Origin of the sequence: Rhodococcus sp. BP-316, from assembly GCF_019836105.1 — a bacterium.
Taxonomy (GTDB): domain Bacteria; phylum Actinomycetota; class Actinomycetes; order Mycobacteriales; family Mycobacteriaceae; genus Rhodococcoides.
On record NZ_JABUEE010000009.1, the window covers coordinates 1 to 23,204 of the forward strand.

The window sequence follows — 23,204 nt, forward strand, 5'->3', positions numbered from 1 at the left end:
GCCTTCCCGCCACACCCCGACCGGCCTCCGGCCCTCCCGCTAGAGTCCCCCGTGTGGAGGACGAATTCGCCGACCGGTCGTTCGAGGACGAGAACTACAACGAGAGCGACGCACACGGCCAGCGGTGGGACAGGCGTTCGTACACGTGCTGCAGCTTCATCGACGCGGACCTCGGCGGTCTGACCACCCACGGTGTCGTCTTCACCGACTGCGACTTCTCCGGCGTGGATCTGACGGACTCGACGCACATCGGGTCGGCCTTCCGCAACTGCGAGTTCCGGCGGAGCCGATTGTGGCACAGCACCTTCCGCAGCACATCGTTCCTCGGTTCCGCCATCGCGGACTCGCGCATCACGCCCGCGGTCTTCGACGAGGTCGACCTCATGCTCACCTCGCTCGGCGGTCTCGACCTCCGCGGACTCGACCTCACCGGGGCGCGCCTGCGTGACGCCAACCTCGTCGGGACCGATCTCCGCAAGGCCACTCTGCGCGGTGTCGACTTCGGCGGTGCCCGCACCTCCGGGCTCCGGTTGAACGATGCGGATCTGCGGGGCAGCATCGCCGATGCCACGTTCTGGACGTCGGCCGTGCTCGACGGAGCCCGCATCGACACGGTCCAGGCACTCGCCTACGTGCACGCGCACGGTCTCACCGTCTCGGACTGAGTAGATCCCACCTCCGCCCGACTCCGAATAGAAGACGGACACGGCCTCCCCGCCCGCGTGGTCCGTGCGGGAAGGCCGTTCCATCGGCAGGCTGTGGTCTCAACCTCACCGGGCGTCCACGCCGACGCACGCGCCGCCGCTGCCGCCGCACGTCTTCTACCCGAGCCACCCACTTCCGAAACGGACACAGGTGCTCGACCGCGTCGAACCGCGATGATCGGAACCCTGGACCGGACGACACCCGAGGACGCACGATGACGGGGAACTGTCACCGAGTGAAGGGCACACCATGAGCGACAACGTCTACCGCGTCACCGAGATCGTCGGAACCTCGACGGAGGGTGTCGACGACGCCATCCGCAAGGCCATCTCCCGCGCGAGCAGCACACTGCGGGAGCTCGACTGGTTCGAGGTCACCGAGACCCGCGGACACATCGAGAACGGCGCGGTCGCGCACTTCCAGGTGACGCTGAAGGTCGGCTTCAAACTCGACGACTGAGTGATCGGCGGGGCACCGAATCGAGATTCACCCACCTGTTCGGTGTTTCCCCGCACGCGGGCCGGGTAGATCGCACCGCATGAAAGCCATGACTTATCGAGGCCCGTACAAGGTCCGAGTGCAGAACAAGGACATGCCGACCATCGAGCATCCGAACGACGCCGTCGTCCGGGTCGAGATGGCGGCCATCTGTGGATCCGATCTCCACCTGTATCACGGCATGATGCCGGACACCAGGGTCGGGACGACGTTCGGTCACGAGTTCATCGGCGTGGTCGAGGAGGTCGGGCCGTCGGTCCGGAACCTGACACCGGGCGATCGGGTCATGGTGCCGTTCAACGTGTACTGCGGGTCGTGTTTCTTCTGCGCACGCGGCCTGTACTCCAACTGCCACAACGTCAATCCGAATGCGACGGCCGTCGGCGGCATCTACGGGTACTCCCACACGTGCGGCGGGTACGACGGAGGTCAGGCACAGTACGTCCGGGTACCGTTCGCCGACGTCGGGCCCTCGATCATTCCGGACTGGATGGACGACGAGGACGCGCTCCTGTGCACCGATGCCCTCGCCACCGGATACTTCGGCGCGCAGCTCGCGGACATCGTCGAGGGTGACACCGTGGCGGTGTTCGGAGCCGGTCCCGTCGGGCTGTTCGCCGCCACGTCTGCGTGGCTGATGGGCGCCGGCAGGGTGATCGTCGTCGACTACCTCGAGAACCGTCTCGCCAAGGCCCGCACCTTCGCCCACGCCGAGACGATCAACTTCGCGGAGCACGACGACCTCGTGGTGACCATGAAGAGGGCCACCGACCATCTCGGTGCGGACCGCGTGATCGACGCGGTGGGCGCCGAAGCCGACGGGAACTTCCTCCAGCACGTCACCGCCGCGAAGTTCACACTCCAGGGCGGGTCCCCCATCGCCCTCAATTGGGCCATCGACAGTGTCCGCAAGGGCGGGACGGTCTCGGTCGTGGGCGCGTACGGGCCCATGTTCAGTGCGGTCAAGTTCGGCGACGCGATGAACAAGGGGCTGACCCTGCGCATGAACCAGTGCCCCGTCAAGCGCCAATGGCCACGCTTGTTCTCGCACATTCGTAACGGCTACGTCAAGCCCAGCGAGATCATCACCCATCGAATTCCGTTGGAGCACATCGCCGACGGCTACCACATCTTCTCGTCCAAGCTCGACGGCTGCATCAAGCCGATCGTGCTGCCGAACGCGAGCTGAGAGGACCACCCATGGTCTACCGTGCCGATCACCCACCCGTACCCGACCACGACGAGTTGCGCGCACGAATTCCCGGATGGGGTGTCGACCTCGATCCCGCAGACCGTCCGTCCGTGCCGCGAGAACGATTCGACCCCGGCGCGACCGGTGCGCACTGGGACTTCCCGGAGCGTCAACCCGAGCTGCGTCCCCGCGAACGATCCATCGAACACGGAACTCTTCCGCCGGTCTTCGGCACGACGGCACCTCTGCGCGGGGTGTCCGGCGCCGTGCGCCGGTTCGCTTATCGCTACAGCGAGGGCCGGGCGGCGCACTGGCTGCTACTCCTGGCGGGCGACCGCGTGGACGCCGTCGAATCCCACCTGCGTTCGCTGACCACCGTGCACCCCGACAACCCGATCACGCAGACCGGGATCCGCACCGAGATCACCCACCACGGGGTGCGGTCGAGGCGGGGAACCACCCGCGTCGACATGCACCACGCGTGGATCGATCCGATCATCGTCGGCGGTCCGTGGGTTCTGGCGGGCGTGGCGGCCACCACGATCGTGCGCTCCCTCCGGAGGCGCTGACAGGGTTCCTCGTCACACCGCCGTCATGGCGGAACCGATCCGGTCGAAGCGCTTCTCCCGGGCGATCCTGCGCATGTCCGGATCTTCTGCCAGCAGGTCGGCCAGCTCCCGGTGCAGCACCGAACCCACGCGATCGCAGAACGGCTGGACCTCGTCGGCGGCGTCGGGGTACTCCGGCACGATCAGATCCACGATGCCGGCGCCACGGAGGTCGAGCGACCGGACACCCTGGCGCACAGCCATGTCGGGGGCATGAGCGGTGTCGCGATGCACGATGGCGCTCGCACCTTCGGGTGGCAACGGAGAGAGCCACGCGTGCTGTGCAGCCAGGACGCGGTCCGCCGGAACCAGCGCGAGGGCGCCACCACCGGTGCCCTGGCCGAGCAGCACCGAGATGGTCGGCGTGTCCAGATCGACCATGTCCGCGATGGAGCGCGCGATCTCCGCGCCGAGCCCACCTTCCTCGGCCTCCTTCGACAGCGCGGCGCCCGCGGTGTCGATCACGGTCACCAACGGCAGTCGTAGTTCCGCAGCCAGGCGCATTCCCCGCCTCGCCTCACGCAGTGCTGCCGGACCCAGCGGGGTCAACGGCGTCTGGCCCCGGCGATCCTGCCCCAGCAGCACACAGGGCATGTCGCCGAAACGCACCAGCGCGAGAATCAGTCCGGGGTCCGTCTCACCCTGCCCGGTCCCGTTGAGCGGCAGCACGTCCGAGGCCGCGTTGTAGAGCAGCTCGCGGACACCCGGGCGGTCGGCCCGCCGGGACGCCACTATGGAGTCCCAGGCCGGGACGTCGTCGATCGACCACTCCGGCGCCGGCGCCGGCCGCGGGCGTGTCCCCGCCGGAAGCGTCATGATGCGCAGAGCGCGATCCACCACCTCGCCGAGTTGATCCGGTCGCTTCACCGCGTCCACTAGTCCGTGCGCCTGCAGGTTCTCCGATGTCTGCACCCCCGTCGGGAACGGCGTGTCGTAGAGGGCCTCGTACACCCGCGGGCCGAGGAACCCCACCAGCGCACCGGGTTCGGCGATGGTGACGTGACCGAGCGATCCCCAGGACGCGAACACTCCGCCGGTGGTGGGGTGCCGGAGGTAGACGATGTACGGAAGATGTGCCGCTTTGTGGGCGGTGACCGCAGCCGTGATCTTGACCATCTGCAGGAACGCCACCGCGCCCTCCTGCATTCGCGTGCCGCCCGACGTCGGGAGCGCCAACAGCGGAAGCCGCTCGGCGGTCGCCCGGCGTACTGCCGTCGTCAGACGTTCCCCGGCCGCGACCCCGATGGAACCGCCGAGGAAACGGAACTCGCACAACAGGATCGCCACCCGCCGACCGGAGATGGTGGCGACACCGGTGATCACCGACTCGTCGAGTCCGGTCTTCTCCCGCGCCGCCGCGAGTTCCGCGGTGTACGCCTCGTCGACCGGATGATCGTGCGGGGTGGAGTCCCACGACTCGAAACTTCCCGCGTCGACCACGATGTCGAGCAGAGCGAGGGCACCGACGCCGGCCATCAGACGCTCTCCGCCAACCATGCGCGGACCAGATCCTCGTCGGCGCCCAGAACGGGCGGAGCGAGGTGCCGGGTCTCGGTGGTCTCCGCTCCGTCGGCGTCGAAGAAGCGCAACGGCGGTCCGGGGAGCGTCACCTTCCCGAGCGTCTCGTGCTCGACGTCGACGAGAAGACCCTGCGACCGGGTCTGCTCCCATTCGTAGACTTCCTGGACGTTGCGCACCTTGCCGGCCGGGACGCCGATCTCGTCGAGAAGAGCGAGAAGCGGCTCGGTCTCGTACGTGCGGAAGATCTTCGACACCAGCTCGACGACGTCGTCCCGGCTACCGACGCGCTGCGGGTTGGTGGCCATGCCCTCGAGGTCCGGATCGATGCCGAAGCCGTCGCAGAAGCGATGCCACAGACCCTCGCTGCCCACCGAGATCTGCACCGCGCCGTCGGAGGTCGGGAACAGCCCGTACGGGCAGATGGAGGGGTGGTGATTGCCCTGTGCCTGTCCGATCTCCCCCGCGACGGTCCACTTCGTGCCCTGGAAGGCGTGCACTCCCACGACGCTCGCGAGAAGCGAGGTGCGCACCACCTTTCCGCGCCCCGTGCGATCTCGTTCCCGAAGTGCGGCGAGCACTCCGAAAGCTCCGTACATGCCCGCCAGGAGGTCGGCGATGGGAACGCCCACGCGTTGGACGTCGTCCGGCCCGGAGCCCGTGAAGGACATGAGGCCGGCCTCCCCCTGTGCGATCTGGTCGTAGCCGGAGCGGCCGCCCTCCGGACCGTCGTGGCCGAAACCGCTGATGGACAACACGACCAGGCCGGGATTGAGCTCGGCCAGTCGCTCGGTCGTGAATCCCAACCGGTCGAGAACACCGGTGCGGAAGTTCTCGAGCAGAACGTCAGCCTTGGCGATCATCGCCTCGAGGGCGTCGCGACCGTCGTCCGTCTTGAGGTCGAGGGCGATCGACCGCTTGTTCCGATTGGCGGAGAGGAAGTAGGTCGATTCGCGGTCGGCGTGACCGTCACCCGGCTCCGGTGTGACGAAGGGCGGGCCCCACACGCGGGTGTCGTCACCACCCTTGGGCGATTCGATCTTGATGACGTCCGCACCGAGATCGCCGAGCATCATCGCGGCGTGCGGTCCTGCGAGGGCGCGGGTGAGATCGACGACGACGGTGCCGTCGAGGGGGCCGGTCCTGCCCGTGGTGTTGAGAGGCATGGCGTTTCTCGATCCTGTCGGAGAGCATGGCTTTGGTTCGGTGACCTAGTGGCCTAGCCAATTAAGGAGACCACGACGCCCACGTGATGTCAACGGAGCGTCGGCGGAGCGGTTACATCCAGCCGGGGACGACGAGCACGGCCCAGGCCACCAGTGGTCCGATGGCCACGACCAGCGCGCTGTACTTCAGAATCTGCCGGTAGAAGACGTCGCGATCGACGCCCTGCGCGTTGGCGAGCACCAACGCGCCGTTCGTCGAGAACGGGCTGACGTCGACGATGGTGGACGAGATGGCGAGCGCGACGATCACGCCGACGGCACCCACCTCACCTGCCAGCAAGAACGGCACTGCCAGCGGAATGGTGACGCCCAGGATCGCGGTGGAGGATGCGAAGGCGGACACGATCGCACCGATGTAGCAGAGCAGGACGGCGACGAGCAGCGGGATGCCGATGCCGGCGACGGCGTTACCGACGTACTCGACCGTGCCCGCTTCCTGCAGCACCCCGACGAAGGTCAGAATTCCTCCGATCAGAAGGACGGTGGACCAACTGATCTGGTTGATCGCACCCTTCTGCGCCTTCGGCGACGCCAGTGCCAGCACCACCGCGACCGTCATGGACACGAAGCCCACGTCGAGATCGAGGATCAGCGACAGGACTGCCAGCGACACGAGTCCCACGAGGGTGAGAATCTGATCGGGCGTGATCGCCTTGACCGCCGTGGCCAGCGGAGGCGCGTTCTCCACGGTGACAGTCTGGGACGGACGCTTGGTCGTCGTCGCACCGAAACCGCGCATCACGGTCGTCCGCGTGGTGCCGCCGCCCACGGAACCCGGATCGCCGTCCGGCCTGAGACCGTCGTCGTCGTGGACGCTGCGCCCGATGAGCGACCGTCCGCCCAGGAACGTGAAGAGCAGTGCTCCGATGGCCGCGTTGAACAGCAGACTTCCGAGGAACAGAGTCAGCGGACTGTTGGTGAGCCCGGCGTCGGCCGCGATGCGGTTGACGGTGACGCCGTAGATGCTGATCGGCGAGAACCCGCCCGCCTGGGCACCGTGGATGACCATCATGCCCATGAGCAGCGCATTGATCTTGTAGCGCGCCGCGAAGCCGAGGGCGATGGGTGCCACGATCGCCACGGCGGCGGGGCCCAGTGCCCCGATCGCCGTGAGAACGCCGGTGATACCGAACATCACCCACGGAATGAGCGCGACCCTACCCCCGACGAGTCGTACGGCGCCACGGACCAGGAGGTCGACGGTGCCGTTGTTCTGGGCGATCGCGAAGAGATACGTGATGCCGACGAGGGTGAGGAAGAGACTGCTCGGGAATCCCCCGATGATCTGGTCCGTGTCCATGCCGACGGCGAGCGTGCCGACGAGGAACGCTGCGACGAAGCCCAGGGCGCCCATGTTCACCGGCAGCACGGTGGCTGCGAGGAACATGACGACCAGCGCGAGAATGGGTATCAACTCGGTCGACATCGATGGTCTCCGGTCCGTGTGAGTGTCTCGCGGGCGTCTGCCCGAGAGCGTCAGTGGCGAAGTGGACTAGCCACTGAGACACCGATGACTCTGGCAGTGAACTGAGTCACTGTCAACCCTCACTGTGGGCGGAGTAACGATGCCGTGGTGGCGCTACTCTGTGGGTGAGTGGAGCAGAGCACGAGTGACGCAGAGAACGGGTGACCCAGTGGCCGACCAGATCCGTCCGGTGAACCGCCCGCGGTTGTACGAGGTGATCGTCGAGCAGTTGTGCGACCACATCGCGGCGCGCGACATGCAGGTCGGCGAACGATTGCCGGCCGAGCGCGAACTCGCCGGCCAGCTCGGCGTCAGTCGCGCGTCCCTCAGCCAGGCCCTGGTGGCTCTCGAGGTGCAGGGCATCCTGTCCGTGCGGCACGGCGACGGAGCAGTACTGGTTCGTAGACCGGTGGGCGACATGGCCATTCGGGCGCTCCGCGAGCACGCCGATCGCCTTCCCGAGGTCATCGAGGCGCGTGAGGCACTCGAGGTCAAACTGGCCGAACTGGCCGCGGCCCGGCGCAGTGACGACGAGATGCGCGCCATCGACCACGCCCTGGACGTCATGGAGGCGGAGATCTCCGGCGGTGAGCGAGGAGTGTCGGGGGACGAACTGTTCCACCGGGCCGTGACGGCCGCGGCGCATTCCCCGCTCCTCGCCCGGTTGATGGGCGAGATCGCCGAACTGATTCGCGAGACCCGCATCGAGTCGCTGTCGCAATCGGATCGCCCACGATCGTCTCTCGAAGGTCATCGGCGTATCGCCGAGGCCATCCGGCGCGAGGACACCGTGGAAGCCGGACGTGCGATGGCCGATCACATCCGCCTGGTCTCCGACGTGGAACTACTTCGGGCCGAACGCTAGCGAGCGCGGTCTCGCGCGAGAGAGGCCGCGCCGCCGCGCCGTTTCCGAACGACCGACACGGGTAGCCGACCAGGATGCCCGTCGTCAGAGTCGCGTCCGATCCCGGCTTCGCCGCCGCCGTCGCCGACTCCGTCGCGGCCGATCTCGACGGATCGGCCACGCGCGACGGCGACGTGCTCACCGTCGACCAGGTCGCGATCCCGTTGCCACCGGTACAGAGCGGCAGCCCCGACCTGGACACCTGGGCGTCCCTGCTCGGCCATACCGGGGGCAGCGAGGACATCCTCACCGTGTGCGTGTCCGAGATACCGCGGCGCGTGCGGTCCCGCCCCGTACTCGCCGAGATCGTCGGGCCGTCGATGGTGGTCGTCTACGTTCCGTCGTTCGGGACCCACCGAGTCGCGCCGCGGGCGCGCGCCGTCACGCTGGCCGCGCTGGAAGCGCTACGCGACGCCACCGGTGTCGACAGGCCCGATCCCGCCACGGGTCTCGCGCACTGGTCCACCGTCTCCGGCCACGACGCCCTGGTGGCGCCCGCCCTGGCGGGACGAGCGCGAGTGGTCGCGGGCATGATCCGCACCAACCGCCCGTGGCGGTTGATGCCGACGTTGTCCGGCGCACTCGCCGCGGCGACCGCGACGTCCGCGTTCGGCCTCTTCTACTCGAGCATCTGGCAGATGGCGGCCTCGATGTCGATCGTGCGTCTGTCAGCGGTGTCCGCCACCGCCCTCGTGGCCGTGACGACATGGCTCATCGTGCCGAACGGACTGTGGGAGAGGCGCGCTCGACGCGAGCGTGGGTTCGATCGCACGATGTACAACCTCGCCACCCTCGGTACGGTCGTGTCCGGGGTGGCCGTCATGTACGCGGTCCTGTTCGCGGTGGTCGGCGCGGCGGCCGCGGTGGTGATCTCTCCGTCGTTCCTGTCCGAACAGATCGGGCGTGCGGCGAACCTCTCCGATTACGTTCGCCTGGCCTGGCTCTCGGCATCACTCGGCACCGTGGCGGGCGCCGTCGGCAGCACCGTGGCCGACCGGGAGCAGATTCTCCGTGCGACGTTCGGACACCGCGAGGTCCTTCGTCGACGCGCAGCTGCCGGCCGACTGGACGACACGCAGGACCACGTCGACTCGTGACCGGTCCCGAATTCCGATGAAAACATCAGGAGTGGCACCGACGCCTGTTACGTTGCCGCGGAGCCGGGGGGACGGCTTCCGCACACGGGGGGAACGACGATGGCGACACGACGACAGGCTCTGCAGACTCTGATCGGCGGAGGCGTGCTCGGCACGGGGCTGCTCGCGGCCACGGGACCGACGGCCTCGGCCGCTCCCACAGGCGCGTATCGAGTGGACCTACACGCGCACATGATCCCGCCGATGTATCGGGAGGCCGTGCTGCGCGCCGGGCTTCTGGTTCCGGGCGGCCTACCGCTGCCCGCGTGGTCGCCGGAGTCCGCTCTCGCGTTCATGGACGAGTTCGGCATCGCGGCCCAGGTGCTCTCGATCTCCGACCCCGGAGTGCGGTTCGTGCGCGGCCTCGAGGCGGTGCGCCTCGCGCGCTCCTGCAACGACTACGCGGCCGACCAGGTTCGACTGCATCCCACTCGTTTCGGCTCCCTGGTCACCGTGCCACTTCCGGACGTGCCGGCGTCCCTCGCCGAGATCGCGTACGGCCTGGACGTGCTGGGAATGGACGGGGTGGCACTGCTGTCGTCGTACGACGGCATCTACCTCGGTGACCCACGCTTCGAGCCGATCATGGCGTTGCTCGACGCGCGGTCCGCCCTCGTCTTCGTGCACCCCGGCGAGCTCCCCGCGGGTTCGGCTCCCCCACTGCCGCTTCCGAGCTTCCTCCTCGAGTTCCCGTTCGAGACCACACGGACCGCGGTCGAGATGATCGCGGCCGGCACCCTCGACCGGTATCCGAACATCCGCTTCGTCCTCGCTCACGCGGGTGGTTGCCTGCCGTACCTCGCCACGCGGCTGAATGCGCCCCGCGCCGTCGCACCGGATCAGATCCCGTCCGTGTCGCTGCTCGGCCTCGAGGGTGCACTGCGACGCTTCCATTACGACACCGCACTGTCCGCCTCGGCGTCGTCGCTGCGATCGGTGCTCGAAGTGACCGACATCGACCACATCGTCTTCGGAACCGACTGGCCCTTCAGCGGACTCACCTACTCCGCCTCGGACACGGACGACCCGGCCCCCGGCCTGTCCGACGTGTTCGACGGCGACGGCCGGGCACGGGTGGAACGCGCCAATCCCCTCGCGCTGCTCCCTCGGCTGGCGGCGGAGCTGCGGTAGCCGGTCGAGGTTCTGCCACCATGGGGGTATGGCCACGAGCACCACTGCCCCACTCACCGGATATCTCAGCGACAACGCCGCGGGCACCGCCCCGGAGATCCTCGCGGCCATGGCGGAGGCATCGACCGGGCTCGCAGCCCCGTACGGCAACGATCCGACGTCCGCTCGTCTCACGACGCTGATGGCCGACGTCTTCGAGCGTCCCGTCGACGTGTTCGTCGTCGGAACCGGTTCGGCGGCCAACGGACTGGCGCTGGCCGCGTGTACACCGCCGTGGGGCAGCATCCTCACTCATCCCGACGGCCACATCACCAACGACGAGGCCGGCGCTCCGGAGTTCTTCACCGACGGCGCCAAGATCGTCCTCGTGGACGGCCCCCGTTCGACGATGGATCCCACCGCACTGCGCGCCGCGGTCGTGCGACGACGCGGCGACGTCCACAGTGTCCAGCCGTCGGTGGTGAGCCTCACGCAGGTCACCGAGACGGGCAGCGTCCACACCCTCGACGAGGTGCGTGAGGTGTCGACCATCGCGCACGATGCCGGACTCCGCGTGCACATGGACGGCGCCCGGTTCGCCAACGCGCTCGTGGCCCTCGAGTGCACGCCGGCCGAGATGACCTGGCGAGCAGGCGTGGACATCCTGTCCTTCGGCGCGACGAAGAACGGCACGATGACCGCCGAGGCCATCGTGTCGTTCGATCCCTCGTTGTCCACCGAACTGGCGTTCCGACACAAGCGCGGTGGCCAGCTGACGTCCAAGATGCGGTTCCAGAGCGCGCAACTGGTCGCGTACCTGGAGGACGACCTCTGGATGCGTCATGCGCGGAACGCCAACGCGATGGCCGCGCGGCTCCGAGACGGGCTCCGACAGATCGGGGGCATCGAGGTCGTGGGCGACGCGTCGGCGAACATGTCCTACTTCCGCTTCCCCGCTGCTCTGACACAGGCACTGCACGACCGCGGATTCACGTTCTACGACGACCGGTGGGAGCCGGGGGTCGTGCGTCTCGTGACGTCGTTCGCGCACACTGCGCGCGACGTGGACGCGTTCGTCGATGCCGTGCGGGCGCTCGCCATTATTGACTGATCAGTCTAGAATGGGTGCATGCCGAGACCGCGCGAGTTCGACACGGACACTGTGCTCGCGGCCGCCGTCGACACGTTCGTCCGTCACGGTTACACCGGCGCGTCCGTCGATCAGATCCTCGACGCCGTCGGCATCCGACGGGCGAGCCTCTACAACGCGTTCGGAAGCAAGCGCGGACTGTTCCTCACCGCACTGCGCTCGACGCACTCCACGATGCCTCTGCTTCTCGTCGCTCTCATGGATCTGGCCCCCTCCGATCCCTCGGTGAGGCAGGAGATCCGCGAGAAGTTGGTTGCCGAGAACATCGACGCACGGGCACTGGGCGACGCGATACTCACGCGCGCCTGCATCGAGAGAAAGGGCACAGCATGAACACCGTGACCATCGTCGACGGCCGACTGGTCGTCGAACCACGCGGCCTCGACAAGCTCTGGAGCTTCACGCGCCGACTCGACATTCCGCTGTCCGAGGTGAAGGGCGCCACCGTCGACACCGGTGTACGGCGTGAGCCCAGGGGCATCAGGGCTCCGGGCCTCTCGATACCGGGAAAGTACGCCGGCACCTTCCATCGTGACGGCGAGAAAGTGTTCTGGAACGTCGGGGACCCGGTGCGCAACATTGTGATCGAGCTCGACGGCACCGGACGGTTCGATCGACTCGTCCTGACGGTGGACGATCCGACCCGAACGGAGAACGCGGTCAACGCCGCACTCGCGACCTAGTTCTCACAGGTCCGCCCATGCCTCCGGATTGACGGCGTGGGGCGGCATCGTGCCGGCGGCCATCGCGACGGCGTTCTCCGCGCACAGACGCGCCATCTCGCTCCGCACCGACACCGTCGCGCTCCCGACGTGCGGCAGCAGCACGGTGTTGGCCAGCTCCGACAGGCCGGGTGCCGTGGCCGGTTCGTCCTCGTAGACGTCGAGCCCCGCACCGGCGATCACGCCGTCCCGCAACGCCTCCACCAGAGCGGACTCGTCGACCACCGGCCCGCGCGCGGTGTTCACCAGAATCGCGGAGGTCTTCATCGCGCCGAGAACCCGAGCATCGACGAGGTGGTACGTCGCCTCGGTCAGCGGAACGTGCAGGGACAGGAAGTCGCTCGTCGCCACCAACTCGTCCCACGAGACGTGCTCGACGCGACCGCCGAACTCGTCGAGCTCCGCATCGTCGACGGGCCTGTCGGACGGGGGCCGTGGGCAGAACCGCACCGTCATACCGAATCCGAGAGCGCGCCGCGCCGTCGCGCGAGCGATGCGCCCGAATCCGGCCAGTCCCAGCACCCGTCCGGACACGTCCGTGCCGAGCATCAGGTCCGGTGCCCATCCGGTGAACTCACCGGCGCGCACCGTCCGGTCCGCCTCGAGCGCCCGACGCGCGGTGGCCAGCATCAGCAGGAGAGCGATGTCCGCCGTGGAGTCCGTCAGGACGCCCGGAGTGTTCCCGACGACGATGCCTCGGACGGTGGCGGCGCCGACGTCGATGTTGTCGACACCCACCGCGTAGTTGGAGATCCCACGCAGCCGCGCACCGGCGAGCAGTGCGCTGTCGAACCGGTCCCGGAGCTGGGCCACCACCACGTCGTAGTCGCCGGAGGCGCATCGCTCCGCCAGCGCGACGTGATCGAGCGCGATCACGTCGACGTCGGCGGCGCGGCGCAGAATCTCCATACCTGGTTCGGGAATCGGCAGGGTGACCAGAATCCGTGTCATGCGTCGTGCTCGCTCTCGGTGCGTCCCAACAGTTCCCGCAGTACTTCGGCGGTGTGCTCGCCGAGGTCCGGTCCGAGCGATCGGATGGGAACGGACGCGTCGCCGATGACGGGCACCACACCGACGAAACCCACGTCCACCGGAGTCTCACCACCGACGTCCACGGGGAACGTCTGAATCATGTTGCGCGCTCGGTACTGTGGATCCCGCACGATGTCGGCGGCCGTGTAGATGGGCCCCGACGGCACACCGGCCCGATCGAGCACCGCCAACGCCTCGTCGCGTGAGTGCAGCATGGTCCAGGCGGAGATGGCCGCGTCCAGTTCGTCCCGACGTCGCCAGCGGCCGGCGTTGGCGGACAGCTCGGGATCCGCGCCGAGATCCGGCCGACCGATCGTCTCCATGTAGCGCTGGAAGATGGCGTCGCCGTTGCCGGCGATGATGATCGAGTGACCGTCGTTGCACGGGTACGCATTCGAGGGCGCGATGCCTTCCATCCGCCCACCGGTGCGTTCGCGTTCCACTCCGTAGGCGAGGTAGTCGGGTACCAGCGATTCCATCATCGACAGAATCGACTCGTTGAGCGCGACGTCGATCGAGCGTTGCTCGAGCGAGAGCTCGCTCGACGCGGTCTGGCGTCGGAACAGAGCCATGACACAACCGAAGGCGGCGTAGAGGCCGGCGATGGAGTCACCGATCGACACTCCGACGCGAACCGGTGGTCGGTCGGGGTCGCCGACGAGGTTGCGAAATCCCCCGTAGGCCTCCGCGACGGCGGCGAAGCCCGGACGCTCGGCCATCGGACCGGTCTGCCCGAAAGCGGAGATGCGGGTGATGATGAGATCGGGGTTCCTCTCGCTCAACCGCTCCGGCGAGAGTCCCCATTTCTCGAGAGTGCCGGGCCGAAAGTTCTCGAGCACGATGTCGCACTGCGCGGCGAGATCCAGCACGTCCTGCCGCCCCTGCTCGGTGCGCAGATCGAGCACGATCGACTTCTTGTTGCGGTTGATCGTCCGGTACAACATCGACGTGGTACCGGAATAGAGACGCCAGTTCCGGATCTCGTCGCCGGTGCCGGGTCGCTCGACCTTGATCACCTCCGCGCCGAAGTCCGCGAGCATGCGTCCCGCGGTCGGCGCGGCGATGTAGTTGCCGAGCTCCAGCACTCGAATGCCGGTCAGCGGTAGCGACATGGGGTCCTCTCCGTCAGTCCCGGTCGTCCGGGCGCACGTCCTGCTCGGGATACCGGTCCATCAGCATCCTGTGGACCGCCGGGTTCGCACCCTCGAGCACCCGGCCCGCGAGTCGCCCGAGCTCGAGTGCGTCCTCACGACCGAGGCGGTCGACGACCAGTTCTCGCACCTGCGCGACGTGACCGGGAGCCGCGCGACGAACGATCTCCATGCCCTCGTCGGTCAACGTCACCGCGGTCTGCCCACCGGGGCCTCCGCGTGGCCCCCGTTCGACCCACCCCCGCGACTCCATACGCGTGAGTGCGTGGGAGACCCGAGAAAGTGATCCTGCGGCGAAGGCAGCGATCTCACTCGTCGGCGAACTCCGACCAGGCGACTCGGACAGACCGGCCAGAAGCATGTATTCGAAGTGGTTGACCCCCGCGTCGTTCTTCAATTGCGAGTTCAGTACTGCGGGGAGCGCCTCGAGGAGGCCTGCGACCGCGAGCCACGCGCGTACCTCGTCGGGTCGCAGCCACTCGTCGGGTCGCAGCCACTCGACGTCGTCGTTCACGCACCCAGCCTAGGTGTCGTGAACCTTCGCTACCCTCACTTGAAGGTTCAACTCGACACCACAGAGTGTTGACACTTCACTACATCGGCAGAACGGCACCAATGCAGATCGGGATCGGCAACTTCGTGTCGGCCGTCGTCGAGTACGACACCGGCCACCGCGTCACCGCTCGCGAGCGGGTGGCGCATCTCTTGGACGGACCATGCTGCGGGGCATCGAGTTGCTCGGCACCGAGGTCGCGCCGCTGGTGAAGGCACGCGTGAGCGATCGCCTCCGAGCATCACGACCGGAGCGCCTCCGCCAGCATGGGCACCACGGTGTCGAGTGCGTACTGCAGCGAGAGCGCCGAGTTGGTGGAGTAGGACTTCGCCACCGCCGGGTCGTCGAACACGATCGCATGCCCCTGCGCCACGGCCGGGATGCTGCGGAACAGCGGGTTCTGCTCGATGTCCTGCGCAGTCTTGCCGATCGGAAACATGACGACGAGATCCGCGTCGATCAGACCCAGCTGCTCGTCCGCGATCGGTACGGAGAACCGCACCGGGGTCATCGATGCGATGGTCGGGTTCTGCCGGAACCCGAGCCGCATCAGGAACTGCACCCGCTCGCTGTCCTCTATGTAGGCGCCGTAGCCGGTTCCGCTGAGGGCGCCCACCGTCACGGTCTTCTCTGCGAACTCCGGATGGTCCGCAGCGGCCGTGCGGAAGCCGTCGTCCAGCCCGGCGATCAGCTCGGCGCCCTTCTCGGGCACACCGAGCGCCGCGGCCACCATGGTGACCTGATCCTCGTAGGACGTCGTGTAGTTCTCCGCACCCTCCGGGATGCCGACGGTCGGCGCGATGGCCGCCAGCCGGTCGTGCCGGCCGACGTCGCCCGAGCTCTTGGTGTCGAGGATCAGATCCGGCTCGAGTGCCGCCACGGCTTCGTAGGACGGTTCCAGGGTTCCGATGATCTCGGGTGGTGTGTCGTAGAGACCCTCCGCCCACGGACCGACGCCCTCTCCGCCGAAGTCGAGCCAGTCGCTGGCACCGACCGGCTGGACCCCGAGGGCCAATGCCGTCTCCGCGTCCCCCCACCCCAGCGCCACGACGCGCGTCGGCGCCGACTCGAGGTCGACGGCGCCGAACGCGGTGTCGACCGTCGCTGGATAGACGCCGCCGGCCGCCGTCTGCGCCGCGTCGCGGCCGTCCTCGGTGGCGGCCGACGAGCACGACACGGTGAGGGCCACCGTCGCGACGAGTACAGGGATCAGTCGCCTCACGGGCGCACACACGGTGAGAAACATTGCGTTAGCCTAACCTCACCTGACGCCCACGGGCGCACTGCGATCCAGCTCACAATCTGCATCACCCCAGGTGAGACCCGTTCTCGACTGGTCGCCGAAAAATATCTCGGCAGATCGGTAATGAAATTCGGGATGGGCGCGATTCAGTAGACATGAGCATTGCAACCGACTTCGCCACCGCAGACGTCACGCGCAACCACGGTGCCGACACCGCCCACGACATCGACTCCATGCACGACGAGATCGAGCGTCTCGACGCCCAGATCCTGGCCGCAGTGGCACGACGCACCGAGCTCACTCGCACCGTCGGCATGATGGAGCCCCGCTCGGCCGCATCGTCCTCACGCGAGATGTCGGTGCTCCAGCACTTCGGTGATCTCGGCCGCGAGGGCCGCACCCTCGGCATGCTCCTCCTGCGTATGGGCCGCGGACAGATCGCTCGCTAGTCCCGCCCGCGGTAGAACTACCGCATGGTGTGGTTCGTTCTGGCGGCGGCCGTGGTGGCCGAAGTGTCCGCCACCCTGTCGCTCAAAGGTTCCGAGACCCGTCCCGTCCTCTACGTCGTGGTGATCATCGGTTATCTGCTGGCCTTCGTCGGACTCGCGTCCGTACTGCGCCGCGGTATGGCCCTCGGTGTCGCCTACGGTATCTGGGGAGCAAGCGGTGTCGCTCTCACCGCCCTTCTCGCGTCAGCGCTCTTCGGTGAACCGCTGACCATCCTGATGGGTCTCGGAATCGGACTGGTCATCGTCGGTGTACTCCTCGTCGAGACCGGGTCCCACCCCGCAGAGCGGGAACCGTGATGCAGTACCTCTTCCTCCTCGGCGCCATCCTCCTCGAGGTGTCGGCCACGCTGTCGCTCCGCGTGGCGGCCACCGGACGCCCCGCGTTCTACGGGGTCGTCGCTCTCGGCTATCTCCTCGCGTTCGTCGCCCTGCTCGGTGCGCTCCGTTCGGGTCTGGCCCTGGGAGTGGCCTACGGCATCTGGGCCGCGTCCGGAGTCGCCCTCACCGCCGTGGCCTCCCGGTACCTCTTTCGAGAACCCCTGACCCGCCGCATGCTCGGCGGGATCGCATGCATCGTCGTCGGCGTCCTGCTCATCGAACTCGGTGCCGCGGCCGCTCGATGAACCTGCCGAGCAGTCAGTGCCCGGTGACGTCGAGTGCGGCCCGGACGATCGAGTCGGTGTCGATCTGATGGTGGCGGTACACCTCGTCGAGTGCGCCGACCTGACCGAACTCACTCACCCCGAGAGACGTGGACGGCACCCGATTCACCGTCGCCAGGAACGCGAGCGTGTGGGGATGACCGTCGAGGACCGTCACCATCGGCGTCGCCCGCTCTGCCGGCAGCAGATGATCGAGAATCCACGACTCCGCCTCGAGATGCCCCTGCCGTGCCTGCACCGCCCGATACAGCTCCCCCGGACTCGTGACGCACAGGACGTCGGCAGCGAGCCCGATCTGTTCGAGCCGCTCCGCCGCGGCGAGGGCCTCGGTGACCATTGCGCCCATCGCCGCGATGGTCACCACCGCACCGTCCCGCCGCACCAGCGGGTATCCCCCGGCGACCACCTGCCGCCGTCGGCGCTCCCGCGCCGCCGGATCCGCCGGAACGTTCGCCAGCGACTGATCGACCGGTCTGGTCGACAGGCGCAGATACGCCGACGTGCCGCCCGGGCGCCCCAACCGTCCGATCGCCGCCAGCAGCGTCCACTCGACGTCGATCGCGAACGCCGGTTCCCAGCTCACGCACCCGGGCTGCTCCAGACCGATCGACGGGGTCTTGATCGACTGGTGCGCACCACCTTCCGCCGCCAGGGTCACTCCCGAGGGGGTGCCGACGAGGATGGACTGTCCGCCTGCGTAGATGCCGTACGACCACGGCTCGAGCGCGCGCTCGACGAACGGGTCGTACATGACTCCGATCGGGAACAGCGGCTCTCCCCACCGACTCCACGTCGCACCGAGCTCACCCATCAGTCCGACGAGGTTGGTCTCGGCGATGCCCAGTTCCATGTGTTGCCCCGTGGGGCTCTCGCGCCAGTGCATGATCGTCTCGGCGTCGTCACCGAACCAGTCGTGGCGCTCCGAGGACGACCACACTCCGACCTTGTTCACCCAGCCGCCCAGGTTGGTGGTGGAGCTGACGTCCGGGCTGACGGTCACCACACGTCGGGCGGCTTCCGGCGCCGCTCTGGTCAGGTCGAGCAGGACGCGACCGAGCGCGGCCTGCGTCGTCGCCGTTCCCTTGGGCGTGCGCCCGATGTCGGTGGGCACCGAGGGAGGCTCGGCCGTGTGTATCGGTTCCCGGCGCAGCCGGTCCGCGGTGTCCGCGCACACCCGCCCGGCCGGACTGTCGTCCGAGAATCGTGCCCAGGGCGCGTCGGGGTCGGTGCCCAGCGTGCCGGCGAGTGCGGCGTACTCCTCGACCGTCAGCAACGACGAGTGATTCTGCGGATGACCCTGCGTCGGCAACCCGAAGCCCTTGACGGTGTACGCGATGATCACGGTGGGACGGGTGTCGTCGATACGGGCGAACGCGGCGCGCAGTGCGGCGAGGTCGTGTCCGCCCAGGTTGCGGACGGCCTCCGTCAGAGCGGCATCGTCCAGATCGGCGACGAGGGCACGAATCCGTTCGGCACCGGGCCCGGCGCCGGGCAGTCGGGTGCGCAGTTCGTCCGCCGTGCAGCGCAGGAGGCGTTGGTACTCCGGGTTCGGCATGTCGACGATGCGTTCGCGCAGGGCCTCGCCGCCGGGACGGGCGAACAATGCGTCGAGAAGGGTGCCGAACGAGACCGTGACGACCTGCCAGCCGGCGGCGTCGAACATCTTCTCCAGCCGCCGCGCAGCGAAGTTCGGCACCACTCGATCCAGCGATTGGCGGTTCAGGTCGACGATCCACACGATCTCGCCGAGGTCGGCGATTCCCGGGTCGATCACCGCTTCCCACACCGCGCCCTCGTCCAGTTCGGCGTCGCCGACGAGCGAGTACTGCCGCCCCCGGAATCCGGTCGCTGTCCGGGCGTCGTCGTGCGCGTCACCGAAGGCGGCGTCGACGTAGCGGCGCGACATCGCACCCCAGATCGGTGCGGTCGCTCCGATTCCCACGGACCCGGTGGAGTAGTCGACGGTGTCGGGGTCCTTGGCACGCGAGGGGTAGGACTGCAGACCGCCGTAGGACCGCAGCGTCGTCAGGTACTTCTCGTCCAACTCACCGAGGAGGTAGTTGATCGCGTGCAGCACCGGAGACGCGTGCGGCTTGACCGACACCCGGTCCCCGGGCTGCAACTGTTCGAACCACAGGGAGGTCATGATCGACACCATCGACGCGCACGAGGCTTGATGGCCTCCGACTTTGAGTCCGCCGGGGTTGGGCCGAATTCGATTGGCGTGGTGGATCATCGAGGTCGACAGCCACAACACACGCTGTGCGATCTCCTCCAGGGTCTCCACCGTCTGTGGCGCTCGATCGTCGACATGCTCGTTGCTGGTCATGGCGCTGCCCCCTCAGGACGTCATCTCCGGCTCGATGCTTCGCGGAGATCCCCAGGTGACCACGGTCTTGCCGACTGCGCAAGATCCGGCTCCGCGACCGAGCATTCTGCGCACAGCACCGCATGTCGTCGTGGGTCTTCCGAGCGTGTCGACCACTCGGGTGACCGCCGACACCCGGTGAGTGGGCGCCCGTGTTCGAGGACACCGGCCGGATGTGGTGTGCGGAGCCGACGGACGGGTACACGATGAACGGCGAGACACACCCTCAGCTGCGGTCCACGAACCGGTTACACGAACGCAGCGAAGGACGCCCCATGGCATCGAACTCGGCCCGCGAGCCCCATCCACCCGACGAACGCGTCACGGGCGCCCTGCGGTCCGGACGCACTGCGGAGACATGGCTGGCCGCGTGCGTGCAGTGGTGCCGGGCGGACGGAGCCGCCGTGGTGGCGGAATCGGCGGCCGATGCCGACGTCCGGCTCGTCACGTACGCGACGGACGACCTGGCGGAGCGGCTGGCCGACCTCCAGTACCTGCTCGGCTGCGGACCGCACACCGAGTCGATGGCGGGAGCGGGACACAGCCGACTCGATGTCGAGGACCCTGACCACGGCGTCCGCTGGACCACTCTCGTCGACGAATTGGCGACCCTCGGAGTGGTCGAGGTCGCGACGTTCCCCATCGGTACACCCGCCACCCCCCTGGGAACGCTCCAGATGTACTGGCGTGGTCGACGCCGCAGCAGCACGCACTCCGACGCCGCCATCGCAGCGCTCGTGGAACGTCGCCCGGAGTTGCTGGCGCCGCGAGTTCCCCTGTGCGACGACCTGGACGGAGACACTGTCCTCACGGCCGTCGACGGCGGGCCCGACCACGGCTTCGACCTGTCGACCGTGCACCTGGCGATCGGCGTGGTGGTCGCTCGGCACCACCTCGGCGTCCAGGCCGCGTCGGCACTGCTGCGAGCACAGGCCTACAGCGCTGGGACCACGGTCACCGAGCAGGCTCGACGGGTGCTGGACGACCAACGAGGCTGACGACCGTCGTCGCCGACACCCACTAGGCTCCCCTTCATGCTGTCGAGCGACGTCCCCACCGCAGTCGGACTCACCACAGCGGAAGCGGAGACCCTCGCATCGCAGGGTCGGTCCAACGACGTGCCGGCCCGCTCCTCGAGGTCGGTCGCAGACATCCTGCGCGGCAACATCTTCACGCGCATCAACGCGATTCTGGCGGTACTTCTCGTCATCGTGCTGTCGACCGGATCGATCATCGACGCGATGTTCGGTCTGCTCATCGTCGCCAACAGCGGGATCGGCGTCATCCAGGAACTGCGCGCGAAGCGCACCCTCGACGCGCTCGCCATCGTGGGCCAGAGTCGGCCCCTCGTGCGACGAGACGGCCGTGCACGGGACCTCGCTCCCCACGAGGTGGTGCTCGGCGACGTCGTGGAACTCGGTCCGGGCGATCAGATCATCGTCGACGGCGACGTGATCGAGGCGGACTCGCTCGACGTCGACGAATCACTGCTGACGGGTGAGTCCGACTCGATGACCAAGACCCCGAGCGACTCCGTGTTCTCCGGGTCGTTCGTCGTCGCCGGCCGCGGAGCCTACCGCGTCACCAAGGTGGGGAGGGAAGCGTACGCGGCCCAGTTGGCCGAGGAGGCAGGCAAGTTCACGCTCATCGACTCCGAACTCCGGTCCGGTATCGACCGCATCCTCCGCCACATCACCCGGGTGATGGTCCCGGCCGGCATCGTCATCGTCGTCAACCAGCTCGTCGTCACGGGCCAGCCGCTCGGCCCCGCGCTCAACGGCATGGTGGCGGCGCTGGTCCCGATGGTGCCGGAAGGACTGGTCCTGCTCACCTCACTGGCCTTCGCCGTCGGCGTGGTCCGCCTCGGACGTCGACAGTGCCTCGTGCAGGAGCTTCCGGCGGTCGAGGGGCTGGCCCGTATCGACGTGGTGTGCGCCGACAAGACCGGAACGCTGACCGAGAACGCGATGGTCATGTCGGACCTCCTCGTGCTGTCGGCCGAGTCCGACGAGGACGTCCGGCGCGACCTGTCCGCCGTCGTCGCCGACGACGATCGACCGAACGCCAGCATGATCGCCGTCGCCGACGCGCTTCCGACCGCGCCTGCCCGGACGGCGTCCGCGCGGGCTCCGTTCTCGTCGGAGAAGAAGTGGAGCGGAGTCTCCTTCCCCGACGCGGGCAACTACCTGATCGGTGCTCCGGACGTGCTGCTGGATCCGGCATCGGAGGCCTCCGCACGCGCCACCGAGCTGGGCGCGGCCGGAAAGAGGGTGCTGCTCTTCGCCACCAGCGACCTCCCGATGGATCACGCCGACGCGCCGGGTGTCGTGACGCCCCGAGCCCTCGTCGTGCTCGAGCAGAAGATCCGGGCGGACGCCGGCGACACACTGAACTACTTCGCGGATCAGGCCGTCCAGGTCAAGATCATCTCCGGCGACAACGCGGTGTCCGTGGGCGCGGTGGCCGGGTCGCTCGACGCGCTGCCGTCGGGCGATGCGGTCGACGCTCGCAGTCTCCCGTCGAACACGGACGATCTCGCGGACACCATGGAGCGTCATGCCGTGTTCGGACGGGTACGCCCGGAACAGAAGCGGGACATGGTCACCGCCTTGCAGAGCCGTGGTCACACGGTGGCCATGACGGGTGACGGCGTCAACGACGTTCTCGCACTGAAGAAGGCCGACATCGGTGTCGCCATGGGCGCGGGAAGTCCCGCGGCGCGGTCCGTGGCGCAGATCGTGTTGCTGGACAACGCCTTCTCGACGCTGCCCCACGTGGTGGCCGAGGGTCGACGAGTCATCGGCAACATCGAACGGGTCTCCACGCTGTTCCTCACCAAGACGGTCTACTCGGTGGTGCTCGCGGTCCTCGTCGGGCTGTCCGGTCTGCTGTCCCTGGTCGTGAACGTCGACCCGCTGCCCTACCCGTTTCTTCCCCGCCACGTCACCATCGCGGCGTGGTTCACCATCGGCATTCCCGCGTTCCTGCTGTCGCTGGCGCCGAACAACGAACGGGCCCGCTCCGGCTTCGTCCCTCGGGTGCTGCGCAAGGCGGTCCCCGCCGGACTGGTGGTGGGTGTCGCCACGTTCGCGACCTACCTCGCCACCTACGACGGACCCGATGCCTCGCGGGCGGACCGGATCCAGTCGAGCACCTCGGCGCTCATCACGCTGATCGTCGTCGCGATGTGGGTCCTCGGGACGGTGGCCCGGCCCATGCAGTGGTGGAAGGTGACTCTGCTGACCGTGTCCGTGGCGGCCTACGCGGTCATCTTCACCGTGCCGCCGCTCGCCCGCTTCTTCGAGCTCGATGCGGGCAACGTGTCCTACACCGTGCTCGCCTTCGTCTCCGCGGCAGTGGGTATCGCGGTCCTGGAGGCGGTACGCCCCGCCATGCGGCGCCGCGCGCACCGCACGGCGTAGCGCGCACAGCACCGCGCGCTGCGCATGATT

23 protein-coding genes are annotated in these 23,204 nt (G+C 68.1%); 15 read left to right on the plus strand and 8 right to left on the minus strand.

Going from position 1 to position 23,204, the window contains the following annotated elements; all coding sequences use genetic code 11:
• Nucleotides 1-53: 53 nt before the first annotated feature.
• The 4 genes from HQ312_RS17295 (at nt 54) to HQ312_RS17310 (ending at nt 2,964) form a co-directional block, all read left to right on the plus strand.
• Nucleotides 54-665: a pentapeptide repeat-containing protein gene (locus tag HQ312_RS17295; RefSeq protein ID WP_222639613.1), complete on the plus strand. Its 612-nt coding sequence runs from the start codon at nt 54-56 to the stop codon at nt 663-665.
• A 289-nt stretch (nt 666-954) separates the two neighbouring features.
• A complete protein-coding gene (locus HQ312_RS17300; protein ID WP_027504346.1) occupies nt 955-1,164 on the plus strand; it encodes a dodecin in 210 nt (69 codons plus the stop codon).
• A 79-nt stretch (nt 1,165-1,243) separates the two neighbouring features.
• Nucleotides 1,244-2,392 carry a zinc-dependent alcohol dehydrogenase gene (locus HQ312_RS17305; RefSeq protein WP_222639615.1) on the plus strand — a complete coding sequence of 383 codons (1,149 nt, stop codon included), beginning with the start codon at nt 1,244-1,246 and terminating at the stop codon, nt 2,390-2,392.
• An 11-nt stretch (nt 2,393-2,403) separates the two neighbouring features.
• Entirely contained in the window at nt 2,404-2,964 is a 561-nt protein-coding gene (locus HQ312_RS17310; RefSeq protein WP_222639617.1) for a hypothetical protein, read from the plus strand.
• Nucleotides 2,965-2,976: 12 nt separating this feature from the next.
• On the opposite strand, the gene HQ312_RS17315 is transcribed toward HQ312_RS17310, so the two are convergent.
• The 3 genes from HQ312_RS17315 to HQ312_RS17325 all read right to left on the minus strand — a co-directional run bounded on the left by HQ312_RS17315 (nt 2,977) and on the right by HQ312_RS17325 (nt 7,173).
• The gene (locus HQ312_RS17315) at nt 2,977-4,479 is read right to left on the minus strand and encodes a carboxyl transferase domain-containing protein (protein ID WP_222640418.1); all 1,503 of its coding nucleotides are present in this window, start codon (nt 4,477-4,479) and stop codon (nt 2,977-2,979) included.
• Nucleotides 4,479-5,687, minus strand: coding sequence for a CaiB/BaiF CoA-transferase family protein (locus tag HQ312_RS17320; protein WP_222627958.1), 1,209 nt, complete (start codon nt 5,685-5,687; stop codon nt 4,479-4,481). Before HQ312_RS17320 ends, HQ312_RS17315 begins: the two co-directional genes overlap by 1 nt.
• A gap of 112 nt (nt 5,688-5,799) precedes the next feature.
• Complete coding sequence (locus HQ312_RS17325; protein ID WP_222627960.1) at nt 5,800-7,173, minus strand: SLC13 family permease; 1,374 nt, start codon at nt 7,171-7,173, stop codon at nt 5,800-5,802.
• A gap of 208 nt (nt 7,174-7,381) precedes the next feature.
• On the opposite strand from HQ312_RS17325, the gene HQ312_RS17330 reads away from it, so the two are divergent.
• The 6 genes from HQ312_RS17330 (at nt 7,382) to HQ312_RS17355 (ending at nt 12,195) form a co-directional block, all read left to right on the plus strand.
• Nucleotides 7,382-8,077, plus strand: a complete 696-nt coding sequence (locus tag HQ312_RS17330; protein WP_222627962.1) for a FadR/GntR family transcriptional regulator — start codon at nt 7,382-7,384, stop codon at nt 8,075-8,077.
• 74 nt (nt 8,078-8,151) lie between these two features.
• Nucleotides 8,152-9,213: a hypothetical protein gene (locus HQ312_RS17335; RefSeq protein WP_222639621.1), complete on the plus strand. Its 1,062-nt coding sequence runs from the start codon at nt 8,152-8,154 to the stop codon at nt 9,211-9,213.
• Nucleotides 9,214-9,312: 99 nt separating this feature from the next.
• Nucleotides 9,313-10,383, plus strand: a complete 1,071-nt coding sequence (locus HQ312_RS17340) for an amidohydrolase family protein (protein ID WP_222639623.1) — start codon at nt 9,313-9,315, stop codon at nt 10,381-10,383.
• Nucleotides 10,384-10,411: 28 nt separating this feature from the next.
• The gene (locus HQ312_RS17345; RefSeq protein ID WP_222639626.1) at nt 10,412-11,473 is read left to right on the plus strand and encodes a low specificity L-threonine aldolase; all 1,062 of its coding nucleotides are present in this window, start codon (nt 10,412-10,414) and stop codon (nt 11,471-11,473) included.
• A gap of 18 nt (nt 11,474-11,491) precedes the next feature.
• Nucleotides 11,492-11,845 (plus strand): TetR/AcrR family transcriptional regulator, encoded by a 354-nt coding sequence (locus tag HQ312_RS17350; RefSeq protein WP_051612997.1) that lies wholly within the window; start codon nt 11,492-11,494, stop codon nt 11,843-11,845.
• Complete coding sequence (locus HQ312_RS17355; protein WP_056446591.1) at nt 11,842-12,195, plus strand: hypothetical protein; 354 nt, start codon at nt 11,842-11,844, stop codon at nt 12,193-12,195. Before HQ312_RS17350 ends, HQ312_RS17355 begins: the two co-directional genes overlap by 4 nt.
• Before the next feature lie 3 nt (nt 12,196-12,198).
• Here the strand turns inward: HQ312_RS17355 and HQ312_RS17360 are convergent, their stop codons facing one another.
• From HQ312_RS17360 to HQ312_RS17375, 4 genes are all read right to left on the minus strand, one after another.
• Nucleotides 12,199-13,185: a D-glycerate dehydrogenase gene (locus HQ312_RS17360; protein WP_222627972.1), complete on the minus strand. Its 987-nt coding sequence runs from the start codon at nt 13,183-13,185 to the stop codon at nt 12,199-12,201.
• Entirely contained in the window at nt 13,182-14,378 is a 1,197-nt protein-coding gene (locus tag HQ312_RS17365) for a CaiB/BaiF CoA-transferase family protein (RefSeq protein ID WP_222639630.1), read from the minus strand. The genes HQ312_RS17360 and HQ312_RS17365 overlap by 4 nt, the downstream gene beginning before the upstream one ends.
• A gap of 13 nt (nt 14,379-14,391) precedes the next feature.
• Nucleotides 14,392-14,931 carry a MarR family winged helix-turn-helix transcriptional regulator gene (locus HQ312_RS17370; protein WP_222639635.1) on the minus strand — a complete coding sequence of 180 codons (540 nt, stop codon included), beginning with the start codon at nt 14,929-14,931 and terminating at the stop codon, nt 14,392-14,394.
• A 280-nt stretch (nt 14,932-15,211) separates the two neighbouring features.
• Nucleotides 15,212-16,192, minus strand: a complete 981-nt coding sequence (locus HQ312_RS17375; RefSeq protein ID WP_308123921.1) for an iron-siderophore ABC transporter substrate-binding protein — start codon at nt 16,190-16,192, stop codon at nt 15,212-15,214.
• A gap of 176 nt (nt 16,193-16,368) precedes the next feature.
• Here HQ312_RS17375 and HQ312_RS17380 point away from each other — a divergent pair, with 176 nt between their 5' ends.
• From HQ312_RS17380 to HQ312_RS17390, 3 genes are read left to right on the plus strand one after another with little or no spacing between them, the layout of a single operon-like run.
• Nucleotides 16,369-16,662, plus strand: a complete 294-nt coding sequence (locus HQ312_RS17380) for a chorismate mutase (RefSeq protein WP_222639644.1) — start codon at nt 16,369-16,371, stop codon at nt 16,660-16,662.
• A gap of 24 nt (nt 16,663-16,686) precedes the next feature.
• Entirely contained in the window at nt 16,687-17,019 is a 333-nt protein-coding gene (locus tag HQ312_RS17385; protein ID WP_222639649.1) for a multidrug efflux SMR transporter, read from the plus strand.
• On the plus strand, nt 17,019-17,345 hold the full coding sequence (locus HQ312_RS17390; RefSeq protein WP_222639653.1) for a multidrug efflux SMR transporter: 327 nt from the start codon (nt 17,019-17,021) through the stop codon (nt 17,343-17,345). Before HQ312_RS17385 ends, HQ312_RS17390 begins: the two co-directional genes overlap by 1 nt.
• A 13-nt stretch (nt 17,346-17,358) precedes the next feature.
• On the opposite strand, the gene HQ312_RS17395 is transcribed toward HQ312_RS17390, so the two are convergent.
• A complete protein-coding gene (locus HQ312_RS17395) occupies nt 17,359-19,713 on the minus strand; it encodes a pyruvate dehydrogenase (RefSeq protein WP_222639657.1) in 2,355 nt (784 codons plus the stop codon).
• Between the two features lie 314 nt (nt 19,714-20,027).
• On the opposite strand from HQ312_RS17395, the gene HQ312_RS17400 reads away from it, so the two are divergent.
• Nucleotides 20,028-20,750: an ANTAR domain-containing protein gene (locus tag HQ312_RS17400; protein ID WP_222639662.1), complete on the plus strand. Its 723-nt coding sequence runs from the start codon at nt 20,028-20,030 to the stop codon at nt 20,748-20,750.
• A gap of 36 nt (nt 20,751-20,786) precedes the next feature.
• Complete coding sequence (locus HQ312_RS17405; RefSeq protein ID WP_222639667.1) at nt 20,787-23,174, plus strand: HAD-IC family P-type ATPase; 2,388 nt, start codon at nt 20,787-20,789, stop codon at nt 23,172-23,174.
• Nucleotides 23,175-23,204: the final 30 nt, after the last annotated feature.